Source organism: Paraburkholderia sp. RL17-368-BIF-A (assembly GCF_046054045.1).
GTDB classification, from domain to species: Bacteria; Pseudomonadota; Gammaproteobacteria; order Burkholderiales; family Burkholderiaceae; genus Paraburkholderia; species Paraburkholderia graminis.
Genome location: NZ_JARESN010000003.1, coordinates 324,131 through 342,421 on the forward strand (window position 1 = coordinate 324,131; position 18,291 = coordinate 342,421).

Below are 18,291 nucleotides of genomic sequence, written 5' to 3' on the forward strand. Positions count from 1 at the left end.
GATTATCAATGACGGACAATCGGCTAGCATGCTTCGAAGCGCTGCCATTTGAATGATTCGCTCAACACGTGCACTACCATGCCATCAACCGGCATTGAGTCAACCGAGCCGCACCACGCGGCAGGATACGCCTGCTGCAATTTCCCAACGGCATACAAGGCCGCCCAGACTTCGTGGGTCATCTGTGCTTTTCGCCGCAGCACTTCGCCGGCGTACAGGCGTTTAACATCGCATCCATACCGCACGAGCCCGCCGCTCGCCACGTAAGTCTCACGCATCGTCAGACGGCGCACCGATTGCCCAGTCTCATGGCACTCGTCGCCGGCGGTTTGCTCCCAATGCTGATTACGCGAAAACCACAGTACAGGCGTCCCGGTGGGCTCGGCCCCGATGCCGCCGGGGATGAGCATCCCGCTTGCGCTGATCTGCCGGAACTTTTGTCCCGTGGTGTAGTGCCATGCCAACATCGTTTGCTCCGGTCGGATTTGCCTGTCATTACCACTATTCGTCTCCTGTTTTCCTTTCGGAGCACGATGCGTGCTTCGTCACGCGACGTACGCGCCCGAGTTCACGTCTTCCCTTACGCGGAGACAAAGCGAAATCAGGAGCTTGTGCGAGCCGGCATCGAGCGGTACGCGCACCCGTCCATCACCACATTCGAGACTCGCGCCGTCGAGCACCGCGCGCGTCACATCGAGCTCGTCAGCGGCTTCGACGTGAATCTCATACCGCGTCGAATCCATCGTCACCGTTGCTTCAAACCCCGGCCACGTGTCCGGAATACACGGATCGATCACAAGAAAACCGCCCTCGCGACAAATCCCGAGAATGCCCTCGACACCCGCCCGGTACATCCATCCAGCGGACCCCGTGTACCAGGTCCAGCCACCGCGCCCGGCGTGCGGCGGCACGGAATACACATCGGCGGCGACGACATAGGGCTCGACCTTGTAGCGGTCGACTTCTGTCGGCGTACGCGCATGATTGACGGGGTTAAGCAGTGAAAACAGCGCGGCGGCCTTGTTGCCCTCGCGCATTTTGGTGAACGCGAGGATCGCCCACATCGCTGCGTGGCTATACTGCCCGCCGTTTTCACGCAGCCCCGGCGGATAGCCCTTGATATAGCCTGGATCGTGCGACGTTTTATCGAATGGCGGCGTGAACAGCAAAGCAAGCCCGTCGTCCGGACGGATCAGGTGCTTTTCCAGCGAGGTCATCGCCAGCGCCGCGCGGGCGGGATCTGCCGCGCCGGACAGCACCGCCCACGACTGCGCGATCGAATCGATCTGGCACTCGTCACTGTCTTTTGAGCCAAGCCACGTGCCGTCGTCGAACGTCGCCCGGCGATACCATTCGCCGTCCCATGCTTCACGCTCCAGCGCCTCGCGCACCGAGGCCGCATGCGCACGCCAGCGCGCAGCGTGCGCAACGGAAGCCGCATCGCGCGATTCAGCCAGCGGGGCAAACAATTCGATCGTCCGCAATAAGAGCCAGCCAAGCCAAACGCTTTCTCCCTTGCCGTGCGCACCGACGCGGTTCATGCCGTCGTTCCAGTCACCCGTGCCGATCAGAGGCAAACCGTGCTCGCCGGTCAGTTCCATACATTGATCCAGGCCCCGCGCACAATGCTCGAACAGCGACGCTGATTCATCCGCGACCATCGGCTGGAAGAACGCATCGTGCTCGCCAGGTCGCAGTGGCGGTCCATCGAGAAACGGCACGATCTCGTCGAGAATCGCGACGTCACCCGCGCAGCCAATGTAAGTCGCCGTCGCGAACGCGAGCCACACGCGGTCATCGGAAATCCGCGTGCGCACGCCTTGCCCCGACTGAGGCAACCACCAGTGCTGGAAATCGCCTTCGATGAACTGCCGCGCCGCAGTGCGCAACAAATGTCGCCGGGCCTCGTCCGGCTGCGCCAGCGTCAACGCCATGCCGTCCTGCAACTGATCGCGAAAGCCATACGCGCCGCTCGCCTGATAGAACGCCGAGCGTGCCCAGACACGACATGCGAGCGTCTGATACAGCAGCCAGCCGTTTAGCATCAGATCCATCGCGCGGTCGGGGGTCTTCACCTGGACGGTGCCGAGCACGTTCTGCCACTGGGTCGTCACCTCGGCGAGGACGGCGTCGAGGTCGGCCTTGCGATAACGCTCGATCAATGCGCGTGCGTCTTCAACGCACGCGCATTGCCCCACGAACGACACGACTTCGACGGTCTCACCCACGCCCAGCTCAATCACGCGCTGCAACGCCGCGCATGGATCGAGGCCCGCGCCGGTTGCGCCAGACAGCGGCGCGTTGCCGGTCAGCGCGGCGGGTGCCGCAGTCCGTCCGTTGCGTCCGAGAAATTCGGTGCGGTCTGCCGTCCACGAGGTCTGCCGGCCGCTCAGGTCGGCGAACGCGACTCGCCCGGCGAACCCCATGCTCCACGGATTGCGCGCCAGCATCGCGCCGGTCGTGGAGTCGATTTCCGTCACGATGAAGGGTCCCGATGCGCCGCGCGATGTGCCAAGCACCCATTCCATCCACGCCGTCACGGACAGACGGCGCGGCATGCCGGACAGATTGCGCAACGTCAGCCTCGAAATCTTCAGCGGGTCGGCGAGCGGCACGTATTGCAGCAAGTCAAGCGCGATGCCATTCGCCTCGTGTTCGAAGCGGCTATAGCCATGCCCGTGACGCGCCACATACGTCCCGCCGTCGCGGATTGGCAACGCGGTGGCGCCCCATACATCGCCAGTGACTTCGTCGCGCACATAGATGGCTTCGCCGGCCGGGTCTTCGACGGGGTCGTTCGACCACGGCGTGAGTTGATTCTCGCGGCTGTTTTCGGCCCAGGTGTAGCCGCTGCCTTCCGCCGCGACCTGAAAGCCGAAGCCGGAGTTGGCGATCACGTTGATCCACGGCGCGGGCGTGGTCGCGCCCGCCACGAGGACGCTCACGTATTCCCGGCCGTCTTTATCGAAGCCGCCCAGACCGTTGAAGAACTCGAGCCTCGACGCAACCGGCGAAAGCGCGCGAGGCGGATGAGGCGCCGCGGGCCATGGCGACGACATCGGCGGCTTCTGCCGGCGTAGCGCCAATGGCTGTCCCGGCGACTGCGGCAAGCGCGCGAGCTGGTCGGCGATCGAACCGCGGCGCGCAATCAACGCGACACGCGCGACCGATTGCAGCAGCGCCCGCGCCTCCACGCTCATCAAATCGGCGCGCAGCGTAAAGACCGCTCCTTGCGCGAGCTCTTCGCCGATACGCGGCCGCAATTGGCTGCTGCGCACGGCTGTCTCGATCGCACCCTGCAACTCCTGGATATAAGACGAAGCCCGTTCGTTGACGATGACGAGATCGACGTCCAGCCGCTTCATCCGCCAGTACTCGTGGGCCCTCAATAGTTGGCGGACTTGCGCGATGTCCTCGACGTCGTCGATGCGCAGCAGCACGATCGGCAGGTCGCCCGAGATCGCGTGCGGCCAGACTCCGGACTGAGGACCTGCTCCTCGAACGATCGTGTCCGACGGCGCCCTGAAACGCGCATCGGCGTAAATAACCGGCGCGGCGAGGCGTTGAAAATCCGCAGCCTCGTCGGCTTCGACATCGAGATGACGCAACTGCACCTGAGCCTGCGTCCAGGCTAGCGTTTTGGCGCGGTCGAACGCGTTGCGGTCATGGTGTTTGTCGACCAGATCGAGCAACAGCGCTCGCGACTCGGCCACTACTGTCCAGAACGTCACGCGCGCGACCTTGCCCGGCGGCACCAGCACGCGATATCTGAGCGCAAGGACCGGATCGAGTACGGTCCCGGCAGTATTGCTCAGCGGCTGATCGTCGAAGATCGCTGCCGCCGTGCCGGCGTTGCGCCCGCGTCCCAGAAAGCGCGCGCGATCCGATTCGTATTGCGGCTCGGCAACGATCTCGCCGTCGACAACCGCGAAATGCGCAGCCCACAGTTGTCTTTCGTCGTGCGAACGCAGACGGCGCGTGGCCACCAGCGCGCCGAACTCCGCAAGGTGCTCGGTCTGGACAAACATCCGTGAGAAGGCGGGATGCGCGTTGTCGGCAGCCGGCGTCGCGAGCACGATTTCCGCATAGGATGTCAGTTCGATCTCGCGCGCGCGGCGTCCACTGTTGGCCAACGAGACGCGGCGCACTTCACCGTCTGCTTCACCGGAAACCAGTACGTCCATCGTCGTTGTCAACGAGCCGTCGCGGCGGATGAATTCAGCATGGTCCTCGCCGAACACAACCTCTTCGTAATCGGCAGCGCTATCAGCCGGCTTTGCGCCCGCCGACCACACGTGGCCGCTCTGCGTGTCGCGCAGGAAGATGAAAGAACCCCAATCGTCGCGGGTTGCGTCTTCGCGCCAGCGCGTCACGGCGAGATCGCGCCAACGGCTGTAGCCGGCGCCGGTCGCAGTCAGCATGACGGCGTAGCGTCCATTCGACAGCAGGTGTGTCACGGGCGCCGCGCCGGCAACGGCCGACGCTGTGAGGCGCCGTACGGTCGGCGGCACGACGCCGGCGACCGTTGCTGACGTTTTCACTTCTTCGGCACGGGGATGCGCGACGGCGACATTGCGCGGCATACGCTCCTGCAGCAACAGTTCGCTGGCCTGGATCATGGGTTCGCGATGAAAACGTGCCCGCATCTGCGCGTCGAGCAACGTGTTCGCGATCGACACGATCGTCATGCCCTGATGATGGGCCATGAAATTGCGCACGATCGCAACATCCTCGTTCTCAGGTAGCCGCGAGCGGGTGAAATCGAGTGCTTCGTAGAAACCATAGCGCCCCAGCGCGCCGAGCGCGGCGAGTCGTGCGTAGTTCTCTCGCGCGGCTAGTGGGTCGACCATCGCGGCTAGCCCCGTTGCATACGGTGCGATCACCCGGTTCTCCGAAAGCCCTCGCTTGAGGCCAAGGCCGGGCACGCCGAAATTCGAATACTGGTAGGTAAATTCGATGTCGCGTGCGTTGTACGCCGATTCCGAAATGCCCCACGGGATGCCAAGCGAACGCCCATACGCGGCTTGCCGTTCCACCACCAGGCGGCTTGTCTGCTCAAGCAGGCTGCCGACCGGTGCACGCATCACCAGCGAGGGCATCAGGTATTCGAACATCGACCCCGACCACGAGATCAGCGCCGAGCCGTCACCGACCGGCGTTGCAGCGCGACCGAGGCGGAACCAGTGGCGCGTCGTCACGTCGCCTTTCGCGATGGCGAACAGGCTTGCGAGACGCGCTTCGGACGCCAGCAGGTCATAGCAGTTCACGTCCAGGCTGTTGTCGGATTGGGAATAGCCGATCGACAGCAGCTTGCGTTCCGGATCGAGCAGGAATGCGAAGTTCATCTCGAGCGCCATCGCCCGCGACGTATCGGCGAGCGACTTCAGGCGTGCCTGCAGAAACTCTGGTGCCGCGATGAGTTGTTGCCGGTCGCGGGCATGTTCGACCAGGCTTTTATTCAACGCATCGATCCAGAACATCAGGTCGGCAGAACTATCGCCGCCGCCGGCGGGCACGAGTTCACGCGCTGCCTTCGCGGCCTTTTCGGTCAGCCGCGTGAGCGATGGCGACAGCGCTTCGAACGCCTGCGGACCGTGCAACTGCTTGCTGATCTCTTCGAGGATCGCAACCAGTTGCCTGCCATGTTCACCGCCTGCGGCGGGCAGCGTGTCGATGGCTTCACGCGCGAGTCGCAGGTTATCCATCAATCCGGACCGCGCGGCCGGCGCGAGCAATTCATGCGGCCACTCTTCGCACGCGTTGGCGAGAACGATCAGATGACCGGCCAGATTGCCGCTATCGACCGACGAAACATACGCCGGTGCCAGCACCTGGAGATCGAGCGTCCCGTACCAGTTATAGAAATGCCCCTTGAAACGCGTGAGCTTGTGCATCGAAGCGAACGCCGCTTCGAGCCGTTCGACGGTCTCCGTCGTCCCCGCCCAGCCAAAATCCCGCGCAGCAACCGCCGACAGCAGATAGAGCCCGAGGTTGGTCGGCGAGGTGCGGTGCGCGACGACCGGCTTCGGATCTTCCTGGAAATTATCGGGCGGCAGCATGTTCTCTGCGGGCGTAACGAAGGTCTCGAAGAAACGCCACGTGCGTCGCGCGATCAGGCGAAGGCTGCGTGCGTCCGCGTCCGCCATCGCGAAACGCCGCGCGACGGTCGGCGACCGGCTCGACCACAGCGCGAGCGCCGGCGCGGCGAGCCATAACAGCGCAAACGGCAGCACGAGCGGCCAGTGCGAGGGTGCAAACGCGATCGCACCAGCCGGCAGCACAAGGCCGAGCGCGACACCGCCTTTCATCTGCCGATAAAAGCCGCGCAAGTCGAGTCGGGGGCTGCCCTTCGACTGGGCGGCGGTGGTCCATTCGAGCAGCCGGCGATGCGTCACGAACAGCCGTATCAGCGTGCGGATAATCGCATCGCCCATGCGCCACGCCTGGTCAGCGAGGAACGCGGTCGACAGAACTGTTTGCAAGGTTGCGAGCCGCACATCGGCGGCCAGCACGTCCAGATGATTGCGCAGATGGATGCCGCTGCGGCGCGGCAGGATCGCGAACAGCGTCGGCAGGAATGCGGGAATCGCGAGCGCGCTCAGCACCAGCAGCGAGCTTGCCATTCCGGCGTCGATCGGCATCAGCCAGCATAGGCCGAGCGCGGCGACCATGAAGGGAGCGAGCAGCGAGCGGCGCAAATTGTCGAGCATCTTGAAGCGGCCGATCGACGGCATCGCGTGTCGGTCCCGGCCGCGATAGCCGACGATCCACGGCAGCAATTGCCAGTCGCCACGCGTCCAGCGATGCTGGCGCTTGCCGATCACGTCGTAACGCGACGGCACTTCCTCGACCACCTCGACATCCGACGCGAGTCCGGCGCGCGCAAAAATCCCTTCGAACAGATCGTGACTGAGCAGCGCGTTTTCGGGCACGCGTCCACGCAAAGCCGCCTCAAACGCATCGACGTCGTAAATGCCCTTGCCGGTATACGACCCTTCGCCGAACAGGTCCTGATAGACATCGGACACCGCCGCCGCGTACGGGTCCATCCCGCCGGGGCCGGAGAAGACGCGCTGATGCAGTGACCCTTCCTGCCCGACGGGCAGCGATGGCGTGACACGCGGTTGCAGGATCGCGTATCCGTTGACGACGCGTTGATCGGCGTCGCTAAACGTCGGCCGGTTCAGCGGATGCGCCATCTTGCCGATCAGCCGCAGCGCGGCGTCGCGTGGCAGACGCGTATCGGCGTCGAGTGTGATGACGTAGCGCACCTCGGGCGGCACCTGCGGTGCACGGCCGGCGATCGACACAAAGGTCGTATCCGTCGCACCGCGCAGCAGGCGGTTGAGTTCGTGCAGCTTGCCGCGCTTGCGTTCCCAGCCCATCCATTTGTTCTCGCTCGCATTGAACACGCGGCGGCGATGTAGCAGCAGGAAACGGCTGCCGCCGGGGCCTGGCTCGTAACGGCGGTTCAGCTCGTCGATCGCGTCGGCGGCCACGGCGAGCAGGTGTGCGTCGTCCGGCAGCACTTCCTGATCCGCATCGAGCCCGTCCGCGAGCAACGCGAAGGACAGGTCGCCACCGGCTCCCGCGAGGTGATGCACTTCGAGGCGTTCGGCCTGCTCGCGCAGATCGGCTTCGCTCGTCAGAAGCGTCGGCACGGCAACCAGTGTGCGCAATGACGACGGCACGCCGGCAGTCAGTTCGAGAGCGGGCAACGTGATTGCGCCGAAACTCCATGTCACCGCGCGATTGATTAGCGCGGTCGTGACCTCGGTGACAGGCAGGAATGCGCATACGGCAAACAGCGCGAGTACCCAGGCTTCGGTACCGGGCGGCGCTAGTGTGGATAGTGCCCACAACGCGAGCGCGAGTAACGCCAGGGCGAGCGTCAGGATTGTGGCGACATAGCCGTGGATGCCGAGGCGGACGTTGAGGCGCGTGATCCGCAGACGCGCAGGCGCCCGGAATCCGATCGCCCGCTCCAGTGCTCGCCGGCCCTCGGCGATCAGGTGATAGCCGGGGTCGCCGGCGCGTTGCGCATGTGCGCCATCGCCTGCTTCCAGCGCCGCCACCCGGGCCGATTCCAGCGCTAGTCCGGCGACTTCGAGTTCGGTGAAAGAAGAGCCGCGCGCCAGTTGCTCGATCGCGCTGCGATACAGATTGCGCGTCGGGAAATCCATCGTCGGAAAGCCGCTGTCCGCGCGCAACCGCGCGTCGACAAGACTCACGCTCTCGAACAGTTCGGTCCAGTCGATGTCGGAAATCAGCCGCATGCTGGTGATCACATTGCGCACGGTGACGTTCGACGCGCCCTGCCGCTGCTGTGCGTGTTGCACGACTTCATCGACAGAGACGCCCTGAAGCTTGAGCCGCTCTTCCAGCCAGCCAAGTGCCGGCGTGATGCGCGGATCCTGGTCACGCAGCCGTTTTGCGAGCTGTGCGGCGAACAGCTCCGACAACAGGCCTGAGGAGCGCGTGGAAATGTCCGCTTCGAGCGCCGAACGGGCACTCCCCGATTCGAGCAGACGGTCGGTGAGTGCATCGGCGTCAGCGCGTGCGCTGCGGCCAGCAGTAATCTGGTCAGTCAGGCGTCGCAGGTTCTCGATCAGCACGATGCGCAACGTGATCGCCACGGCCCACAATTCGCCGATTGTCAGCGGCTGAATCCGTTGATACGCGCTGATGAAACGCCGCAGGATCTGCGGGTCGACGTGGCTGTCGGTATGCGCAACGAACGCCCACGCAATACCGAACACGCGCGGATACCCGGCGAACGGACCTGCGGCAAGCTTGGGCAACTGACGGTAGTAGCCGGGCGGCAAGTCGTCACGAATCTCGCGGATCTGCTCCTCGACGAGGTGATAGTTGTCGAGCAGCCATTCCGCGGCGGGCACCACGCCCCGGCCGCGCTCCAGTTCTTCGGCGCTCGCGCGGTAGGCCGCGAGCAGGACCGCGGCATTATCGTTCAGTCTCGTGTGCAGCGATAAAACGGCAGGCGGTGTCTTCGTGACCGGTTGCGCGGCAGCGAGGCTTTCCGCATGTTGCTCGAGCCGTTCGACGCCGAACAGCTCTTCGCGCACCGGCGCGGTGTCGGTCCACGGCGCCGACGGCGAACGATGTCTCGCGACATACCGGAGGATCGTTTTCACAGGCGCACTTCCTGCGGCGCCGATGAGTTCGGCCGGGTGGACCGGTCGCGGTGGCGTGTCATGTTAGCGGCGCGCACAGCGCTTGCCGTCGGGTTTGCCATCGTAATAGCGACCGACGGCTCATCGAGTTGGAACATGATCGGATCTTCCTTCGGCGAGGCCACACCCCACCTTCGCCTGCATGCACGCCTGCGGGATGTGGCTTGATTCACGGTGTGGGCGGACACGCGAGGAACCGTCAGGACAACCAAGCAGCTATGCGGCTTCTGCGGAAGCGGTCGGCAATGACTCGCCCCCGCGCAAAACGGTAGCTGCCGTCGAGGGGCACACTAAATTTGGCAGATAAGCTTCGATGTGACCGGTGCCGCAATCGGCGACGGGCGGGAGCACGTATGCACAGCCCCGTCGACGCAGCTTGCGGCTGAACATACGGAAACGATGGAGCAGAAAGGACACGGATCCGTGTCCCAGGCGCCTGCTATTTCTTCCTGGCCGGTGCGCTGCCTGCGGTGGTCTTCGAGGCAAGCGCTGGGGACACGCCTACCGCAGGAGACACTACCTTTTTGGGTTGTTTGGGCTTTTTAACTTCGCGATTACCGCGCATCGTGCTCTTCGCCAATATGGTTCCCCGGTTTTGCCCGTCGCGAAAGCAACGGCCATGTCGCCCAGTGTGAACGCATCTGGTGACGCTGTCGCGATTTATATTTTTTCGAGTACCGTGTAGATGCGTTCCCGACGAGTCGGCCAACTCGACGATCGCCGGATCGTCTGGATTTACCGGCGCATGCCATGCATGCACGATGCCATCGGAGCAAACGCCCTGTCCGAACGTAGCGATAGGGTGGACCGACTAAGGGGACTCGCGACGATATCGCCGCGCTCTGTCTCGTTGCCCGTCGGTAGCTACTTTGCACCGCTACTCAGTTTTGTGTGTTTTCCTCGCAATCTTCCCAGTACCTCAGCGGGTCGTGGTGTTGTGGATAGCGTGAGCTGAGCCACGCCGACAGCCTGGCCCAATCTGGATGGTTGGTACCGGTTCGAGCCGACCATGTTGACGACCTCTCGAGAATTTGACCGGTCCCGCGATCACGGACAAGCAAGCTGCCCAGTCCGCTCGATCTGTTCGCCTGCGACTCAACAACGTACCGTGGAAGAATCCTGAGTTCCGCATCCGTGGCCCACCCGTATAAGGCACGGACCACGCCGGACGGATCTCGCAACTCTATGGGGCCGGTCTCGGGGCGAACGGCGGTCCACCCTTCCGGAAACTCCGCGACAACCTCGTTTTTGCCCTCCCTCACCCACTTCACGCGCCAGGCCCGCGCCATCGCCTCGCGCAGGCGCGAGACCGACTCGTAGCCGGTCGGCAACTCGATCGACATCGGAAGAGTAATGAGGCTGTCTTTCCAGAGTTTGGTTTCGTCGTCGACGCGCTCGACCACGTCGAACACCCCTGCTTCGAATGGGTTCTCCGGCCGGCTCGATCCTGTCGTCTTACTGACGGGCAGCCCCTCGAAAAGGCGCTCAGCATCATGGCGGGTGAGTTTTGTCTTTCCTTTCTTCATTGGTTCCTCTACAGCAAAGTTGCTCGGTAACGGAAAGCCCTGATGACCGAAGTCTGGCACCGCTTCCTCTCACGCGCGTTTGAAGGTGCTCACCATCCAATTCTGCGCCATTACACGTTTTCCCGCTTGCGCGGCGGCGCTCGCACGGCTTGTGCCCCCGCCCCTTTCGCCGGATGTCGGATGCATCGTAGCTATGGGGATTGATGATCCGGCAACCCCTGTTCTATCTGTACGGGAATTGTGGCGCAATCGATGAAAGGAGGCTCCGCACCCTGGTCGCTTTCGGGACGGAACGCAGCATGGAGCGGGACCCTATGTTCGCGTTTCGCATCCTGGTCGATATTGCGCTGAAAGCGCTGTCGGCGGCGATCAACGATCCGACGACGGCCGTGCTTGCCATCGACCAGTTTGCACCGACTATTGCGCGTGGTGGGCAAACGGTCTCCGCACATCGAAGAGATGGTGGATAAGTCGGGGCAGGTGCGCATGATCTTGCGGACGCCCAATTGGGAAGACTTCGTGCATATCAGTTTTCGCGAGATACGACAGTACGGCGCGGGCAGCGTTTAGATCGCGCGACGTCTGTCCGCGGCCATTGAGAATCTCGTTCAGAGCCTTCCGGAACATCGTCATGACGCGTTGCGCGTCGAATTGGCACTGCTCGATCGCGCGACCGTCAGCCTTGCACCAGGGACCGGCCGAGAACCAGTAGCTCGTTGAACTGGGTCACCAGTTCAAAACACAAAGCAAACATCACGGCATAGAAAGGCCCGGGGAATCTTTGCATCCATCCGAGGATCGGAGCTGAAAAGCGGGTCCTAATGGGGTCCCGAGTCATGCTCCAGGTGATGATCACCCCAATCGCCGCCCCCGCGAGTATGTCGGTCGGATAGTGCCAGCCGAGATAAACGCGCGGCAGTAATATGACGATCGCGGTGTATAAAAGTGCGAGCACGCCGACGCCGCGTCGAACCAGGAAAATTCCCATCGCAACCGAAATCCACAACATCGCGTGGTCACTCGGAAACGAACTCCACGCGGGCAGTACGGCCGGGTCGAGGCCACCTGACGGAAAATTGAAGTGCAGGTCGGGATTGAACATGGGCCGCATCCGGAATGGCAAATATCGAGCGATAAGCCTGAACACCGCGAGTGCGAGAAGACCGCTCGCGATCGTCGCGACAACCATTTCACGCTCCCATTCGCCCCGCTGGCTGGGTTTGAACCATATCCACCACAATACGGGTACGAGCACCAGGCCTTTGAATGTGTAGAGGTCCGCGATGACTCTTATCGGGTGGTTCAATACACCGCAAGTCATCGCCGTGTGCGTCAGAAAAGCCTGGATTGCCGTATCGAAAGGGTTCATCTTTGCATCTTCTCCCGATCTTCTAGTTATGGAACTGCGCAGCCAAACGTTGGATCGGAGCGATGACGAGTTCATCGATATCCGACCTCTCCAGCGTGTCGTCACAGCACGTGCTTCACACTCGCAAACGTTAGCCGTCAACGCCGCAAGCCTCCTTGAGAAAGCGCGTGGCGGTCGCAGGGAGTTGCGGCAGCGCCTTACCGTTTGAGCATGGGTACATGCTCTCGACACCACGTCCGTCTGGATCCGCCGAACCTCGCATGGGATCGTTCGCCTTTGGCTTCCAGGTCGCGCAGCCGGGCGACCACAGATGTATGGCCGATACCGTCCTTTAGGCGATTCTTCGGCCGGCAACGTTGTTGAATACATCCGTCGCTCTATTCTCCTCCGCGATATTCGCAGGATCGGTGTGGCATCGAACCTTCTCCGGCCGTTGGCGCTTGTTTGCCGCGCGGTAGACCAGATCATAGGAGTCGGGCGAAAAGCATGGTTGGCGGGGCGTTGCGCCTAGCCGGGCTTCAGCATGGAACATGCGGTGGTTTGGTAAAGGTTCTGTCGGCCACTTCACCGGCTGCTCTCCCATCTTGGCCCGGATAAAGTCCGACGAGCGACGGCTCAGTTCGGAATCAGCAGCCATTTTCCGTGCTCCCGCGTGTCCGACTCGCGGGTTACATCTGCGCGTGCAACCCGGCGCGACACTCTCTGACGCCGGAGGAAATGGAAGATCGGTTCACATTCGAATGCCTCGCGCCGGAATGCACGATAACAATGCCTACGGCCTGAACCGCGTCAATTGCCGTCGGGCACAGGGCGGCTTTGCCGTGAGATTGAGACGATCGAGCGTCCGCACATCCAACGGCGCGAAAGACTCTTCATGGCCGATCTCTGCATGATGCTGTCGGCTCAGTACGACCCGTCAAGGGCTTGTAAGGGCCAACGCCTCTTAACGAAGGGATCCCGATCTCAGGAATCAATCTCTTCTTGAACGAGGCGCGAGAGTAGTGACGCTATCTGCACTACCGGCAGCACGAATTTCGGGTGGCCGCCCGCGATAGCACTGGCGGGCATCTCGGCCGCCCGTGCGTCCAAAGGATCCTGAACAATACCAACGCCTCCGGCCGCGGTGATTGCACTAAGCCCATTCGAGCCGTCGTGAGCGCGGCCGCTCAGCACGACCCCGATCGCGCCAATGCCAAAAACTTGGGCGACCGACTCAAACAGCTTGTCGATAGACGGACGTACAAATTGCACCTTGGGACCGCAGTCAGATCCCAGGTGGCATGGGTCGCGGACGATCATGTGGCAATCGGGTGGCGCAATGAAGATGCACCCGTTCTCAAGTGTATCGCCGTCCTCGGCGTACCTGACTGGCAGAGAAGTAGAGCGGCTGACGATCGCGGCAAGCAGGCGGGGGCTGGACGGTGCCGTATGCAATACAATCAACAGGGCCGCTGGGAAATCTTGTGCCAAACCCGACACGAGAGTAGATAGTGCATCGAGTCCACCAGTAGACGCGCCAATAGCCACGATATTACGGTTTGCCATCCCACTCCCTCATTGAGATTGCCCCGACGTTTGAATCGATCCCCTAATTACGCGACTTGGTTGAGCAAACCGTTTAAAACCGCGAGCGCTCCATCATCGGGCTAGATGGGTAGTCAGGTCGACCAAAAGAGTTAGAGCTTGGCCTTTCTGCGCATTGGCCATCAGACTCCCGTCCTCCAGATGTCGGTATATCTCCAATTCATCCGCTTTTCCTCATGGTATGAACGGGCGTGCGCATTTTTTGTTCCAGAAAGCGGCGTCGCGATTATCACCAGTTAGAGGCTCGCCCGGTGTTCACGCCGCCGCACAATGCATGTCGAGGTCGGCCTCGACAATACTCGCGGTTTTGCGCCAGGCCATCTGATGCGCTTGCCTATCAACACGTTGAAGATCGATAAAGCACTCGCGTGGGCGCCTGGCAATGAACCCAATGCGGTAGCATCATACGGGCAGTGATTACGCTGGCGCATGCTGCAGGCATGGCCACCGTTGCCGAAGGCGTCGAAACAGAGCAGCAGCGGGGACGGTCGCCAGGGAGGGCTGCGATGTAGTCCAAGGCTATCTCATCAGTCGCCCGCTTCCTGCTGCCGAGTTCCGCGCGTTCTTTCGCGGATGGCACTGACCAGGCCTCCGGCGCATCGATCCGCGCTGACCAACACGTCATGTAACGTTGCGCCGGTCCCGCGATAGGGGCTCCAGCTGGCCACTCGTTGCCATTCAGCAGATACGTAAGGCAAGCACAGTGTCCTGCCGGTCGATCAACGCCCAAGCGGCTTTCTGGATCAGGATCGGCATGCTGCGCGAATGAGTCCGACGCTGCGCTTCAATGAAATAGCTACCCGCGAACTGAAAGCCGCAGGTGTCGTGGCGCAAGCCGTCAAAGCGTCGTTGGCAATTGCGGACGCAGGGGCGGCTATCGAGGAATTGGAAGGTGACGAAACAGCGCTCGTATCCAGCCTTAACAAAGTTCGTGACGATGCGGCTAAAGCACGCTGTTTCTTTGCAAACGGCGAGTATCCGGACGCCGATATCGGTGCCGCCATCAAGCGATATAGTACGCCTCCCAAGGCTGCCGGCGCCGCGGCCGCCAGCGCTTCCAGCAGTGGTTAGATGGTGTCTATAACAGGCGTCAGGCGACCAAGGGGTCGCTTTTTTCAGCCCAAACCCAGCAATCTACTGGCGGCTTCATCCATCAGCAGAAGAGCTATCGTAATAGGACCCCGCTTCTAGCTCGCGATTCTGCCGGGCCTTCCATTCATCGATGCCCTTGCGTAGGCCCGTCATGTTATCCGCAAGCCTTTCACGTTCCACGCTGAGAAATTGGGTGAAGCCCCTCATGTCGTTCTCAAGTGCCCTGAACCTCTTCTGTTTCTTGATGTTGTTGTGCACTGTTCGTTCTACCGCTCCCCGTTGTCAAAGTCATTAACGAACTTCTCCGCAATGAAATCCATCACGAGACGCACGGCCGCCTGCCGTCGCATGTCAACGTGGGCGATCAGATAAATATCACGCGACAGTTTTTCTGCGTCCACAGGCAGCGCGATTACGCGTTCATCGTCTGCCGCAAAAAAGTGGGGAAACGCAGCAATGCCCAGACCTTCGCGCGCCGCGGCAAGCTGGCTCACCAGATCGTTGCTCCTGAACCCGATGCGGCGGCCACCCGCGAAGTCAAGCAGCCATACCTGCTCCGGTACGTGATCGAGTGCCGCATGGTACGCAATGAACTGCCACTCGCCGGATGGCCGGCTGATGTAGCCCTGCGCCGCATACAGCCCGTAACTCACGCTTCCGATCCTGCGAGAAACATAGCTTGGTTCGGTAGGTTGGGTCAGGCGAACGGCAATATCCGCCTCCTGACGACTGAGCGAGATCATCGGCTGAGTGCCCAGAAGCGTCAGTTCGATTTCGGGATGCCGTGAAGCAAGTTCGGCAAAACGAGGCGCGAGGAAGACGCTCGCGAAAGCAGGCGGAGCACTGACAACGACTCTCGCCCGCGCTCCCGTGTTACGGCTTCGCACCGCCATTTCCAATGCATGAGCCTGCGTCTGCATGCCCTCGGCGACGCGCGCAACGTCGAGGCCTGCCTCGGTTAACCGCCAACGTCTCGCAAGGCGGTCCACCAACGTTTCTCCCAACGCGTGCTCGAGCGCTGCAATACGCCGCGCAACTGTGGCGTGATCCACCTGCAGCTTGCGCGCCGCACCAGACAGAGTGCCCGCCTCCGCCAGGGCGATGAAATGTCTCATGTCATTCCAGTCGAACATTGGTGCAAATTCTCACAAGCGATGTGAATGCTTTCCGGGTTTCCGACTTCCGGTACCAGTGCTATTTTGCATGATGCTTGACATCTTATCGTGATGCCGGCGCCGCGTGCATACGCCGCATCTCGCGGCATCCATTAATAGCCATAGAAGTTAACGATTCCCGAGGAGCCAGGTTGATCAGGATTCTTCCCTTATGCCTCGGCACGTTTGCGCTTGGCATCGACGCGTACATCATGGCGGGCTTGCTGCCCGGCATCGCCAACACCTTCGCGGTCTCCGCCTCCGTGGCAGGCCAAACAGTCACAATGTTCACCGCGTGTTATGCCGTTGCAGCGCCGGTGTTTGGCGCACTGACGGGGGGCAAGCCCGTGCGGCGCGTGCTAGGCGCAGCGCTGATCCTTTTCACGCTCGCGAACACGCTTAGCGCACTCGCAACGAGCTTCCCCGTCCTGCTCCTGTCGCGCGCAGCAGCCGGAGTCGGCGCAGGCCTATATGGTCCCAGCGCCTTCAGTGCTGCTGCAAGCATGGTTTCTCAGGAACGACGAGGCCGCGCACTCGGTCTCGTCGTGGGCGGCCTCGCACTGGGCACCGCCGTCGGCGTACCGTGCGGTCTCATCGTCGCTCACGGTTTCGGCTGGAGAAGCGCGATGTGGCTGATAGTGGCGCTAGGTGGAATCGCATTCACGGGCGTCGTTTCGCGCATGCCTGAAATCGCCGCCTCGACACCACCTTCGCTTCGCCAACGCGTTGCAGTACTGGTCGACCCTCGTGTCGCTGCAACCATTGCTGTTTCATTCGTCACATCTGCCGCATCAATCGGGCTCTACACCTTCGTGGCACCGCTGCTGCGCGCGAGCGGCGGCATCACTGATCCGTTACCTTATCTGTGGGCCTGGAGTGTAGGCGGGGTTCTCGGCATCTACTTCTGCGGCGCGCTGATCGACGCCACAGGCCACCCGGAATGGGTGATGTCGGTCGTGCAGATTCTGATGGTCACAGTTTTCGGAACCCTGGGACCAGCGCTGCCCTATCCCGCAGCGGCTCTCGCCCTGTTTGGTGTGTGGGGCGCCGCGGCGTGGTCCTCGCAGGCGCCACAACAATACAGATTGCTGACTTTGCATCCGGACAAAGCAAGCGTCGTCGTCGCATTACAGAGCTCCGCGCACTATCTCGGCAGTGCTGCCGGCGCTGCGCTGGGCGGGCTCGCCCTTGCCGCGGGCATCCGCCTTACGCAGTTGCCGATGTTATCTACGGCACTGGTCGTCATCGCCCTGTCAGGGCAACTCGGCATTGCCCTCTGGGCAAAGTCGGACTCGATCCGCTCTCGCCCAGGCGAGGCATGATCCCATCAAACAGGAAGTCCTCAATGAAAGCCATTCAGTATCGAAAATTCGGAGGCCCCGAAGTCCTCGAGTACGTCGGATTGCCCGACCCCGAGCCGGGAGCGGGCGAAGTGTTGATCGAGACCACTGCTATCGGTGTCAATTTTCCGGATGTTCGGGAGCGCATGGGTGTCTACAACCGGGCAGAGACGCAGGTCGGCGGCGTGACGCTACCTCAGGTCGGCGGGCTGCAAGTGGTCGGCCGTGTGCTGAATGCCGGCACCGAGGCGCACGACCACCTGGTTGGGCGCAAGGTGATGGCCCTGATGTCGAAGGGCGCTTACGCGCAACGCGCAGTGGCTCGCGCTGACATGCTCGTTGAACTCGAAGACGATACCGATGACGTCGTCATGGCGAGCGTGCCGTGTCAGGGCGTGACTGCATTTCTCGCTCTTCAGGTTTGCACAGTGCTGCGCCCGGGCGAAAGCGTGCTGGTTCATGGCGCAGCCGGCGGCGTCGGCAACCTCGCGGTCCAGATTGCGAAAGTACTCGGTGCGGCCACGGTAATCGGGACCGCGAGTTCAGACACCCGCCGAGCCTTTGTATTGAGCCGTGGCGCCGACCATGCGATTGCTTATGACTCGCCGCACTGGCCGGAATCGGTCCTGAGCATCACCAACGGCAAAGGCGTTGACGTGATCCTCGAAACAGTCGGCGGCGACGTCTTCGACGAGAACTTCGCCTGCCTTGGCATGCTTGGCCGATGCGTTGTCATCGGTTCGACGCGCGGCCCCGGCAAACCTCTCGCGCCGCGTCGGTTGATGGCAAAAGCGCAAACGCTGACCGGAGTCTATCTGCCCTCGTTTTTTCAGCGCCCGGATCTCATCCTGCGTGGTCTGCGCTTCCTGAAAGACGGCATTGGACAAGGACTGATTCGACCGCGGGTTGCGGCTACGCTCCCGCTCAGCCGCGCGGCCGATGCGCACGCCATGCTCGAACGCCGGGAAGCCCAGGGCGTCATCGTCCTCGATCCGAGGTACTAATCAATGGCTCTGCTCCAACGCGTTCGCGCAG

11 protein-coding genes and 1 pseudogene are annotated in these 18,291 nt (G+C 62.2%); 5 read left to right on the forward strand and 7 right to left on the reverse strand.

Annotated features, from left to right (window positions below):
• Positions 1–23: 23 nt before the first annotated feature.
• The 3 genes from P0D87_RS07435 to P0D87_RS07445 form a co-directional block, all read right to left on the reverse strand.
• Entirely contained in the window at positions 24–467 is a 444-nt protein-coding gene (locus tag P0D87_RS07435) for a hypothetical protein (RefSeq protein WP_029970750.1), read from the reverse strand.
• A gap of 78 nt (positions 468–545) precedes the next feature.
• Entirely contained in the window at positions 546–9,152 is an 8,607-nt protein-coding gene (locus tag P0D87_RS07440; RefSeq protein ID WP_053858330.1) for a glycoside hydrolase family 94 protein, read from the reverse strand.
• 920 nt (positions 9,153–10,072) lie between these two features.
• The gene (locus P0D87_RS07445) at positions 10,073–10,717 is read right to left on the reverse strand and encodes a hypothetical protein (protein WP_053858331.1); all 645 of its coding nucleotides are present in this window, start codon (positions 10,715–10,717) and stop codon (positions 10,073–10,075) included.
• 203 nt (positions 10,718–10,920) lie between these two features.
• Here P0D87_RS07445 and P0D87_RS07450 point away from each other — a divergent pair, with 203 nt between their 5' ends.
• Entirely contained in the window at positions 10,921–11,187 is a 267-nt protein-coding gene (locus tag P0D87_RS07450; RefSeq protein ID WP_321175728.1) for a DUF2254 family protein, read from the forward strand.
• Positions 11,177–11,287, forward strand: a complete 111-nt coding sequence (locus P0D87_RS07455; protein ID WP_006051418.1) for a DUF2254 domain-containing protein — start codon at positions 11,177–11,179, stop codon at positions 11,285–11,287. The genes P0D87_RS07450 and P0D87_RS07455 overlap by 11 nt, the downstream gene beginning before the upstream one ends.
• A 106-nt stretch (positions 11,288–11,393) precedes the next feature.
• On the opposite strand, the gene P0D87_RS07460 is transcribed toward P0D87_RS07455, so the two are convergent.
• The 3 genes from P0D87_RS07460 to P0D87_RS07470 all read right to left on the reverse strand — a co-directional run bounded on the left by P0D87_RS07460 (position 11,394) and on the right by P0D87_RS07470 (position 13,631).
• Complete coding sequence (locus tag P0D87_RS07460) at positions 11,394–12,086, reverse strand: phosphatase PAP2 family protein (RefSeq protein WP_053858332.1); 693 nt, start codon at positions 12,084–12,086, stop codon at positions 11,394–11,396.
• A gap of 331 nt (positions 12,087–12,417) precedes the next feature.
• Positions 12,418–12,723: a hypothetical protein gene (locus P0D87_RS07465; RefSeq protein ID WP_149029181.1), complete on the reverse strand. Its 306-nt coding sequence runs from the start codon at positions 12,721–12,723 to the stop codon at positions 12,418–12,420.
• A 326-nt stretch (positions 12,724–13,049) separates the two neighbouring features.
• Positions 13,050–13,631, reverse strand: a complete 582-nt coding sequence (locus P0D87_RS07470) for a chemotaxis protein CheB (RefSeq protein ID WP_053858333.1) — start codon at positions 13,629–13,631, stop codon at positions 13,050–13,052.
• Between the two features lie 715 nt (positions 13,632–14,346).
• Between P0D87_RS07470 and P0D87_RS07475 the strand changes: the two are divergent.
• A pseudogene (locus tag P0D87_RS07475) lies at positions 14,347–14,522 on the forward strand (TA system antitoxin ParD family protein); the annotation flags it as partial.
• Positions 14,523–15,028: 506 nt separating this feature from the next.
• Here P0D87_RS07475 and P0D87_RS07480 read toward each other — a convergent pair.
• Positions 15,029–15,895: a LysR family transcriptional regulator gene (locus tag P0D87_RS07480; RefSeq protein WP_053858335.1), complete on the reverse strand. Its 867-nt coding sequence runs from the start codon at positions 15,893–15,895 to the stop codon at positions 15,029–15,031.
• A gap of 173 nt (positions 15,896–16,068) precedes the next feature.
• Between P0D87_RS07480 and P0D87_RS07485 the strand changes: the two genes are divergently transcribed.
• Together P0D87_RS07485 and P0D87_RS07490 are read left to right on the forward strand one after the other, a co-directional pair.
• Positions 16,069–17,238, forward strand: a complete 1,170-nt coding sequence (locus tag P0D87_RS07485) for an MFS transporter (RefSeq protein WP_053858336.1) — start codon at positions 16,069–16,071, stop codon at positions 17,236–17,238.
• 23 nt (positions 17,239–17,261) lie between these two features.
• A complete protein-coding gene (locus P0D87_RS07490) occupies positions 17,262–18,260 on the forward strand; it encodes a quinone oxidoreductase family protein (RefSeq protein WP_053858337.1) in 999 nt (332 codons plus the stop codon).
• The last annotated feature ends 31 nt before the right edge of the window (positions 18,261–18,291 follow it).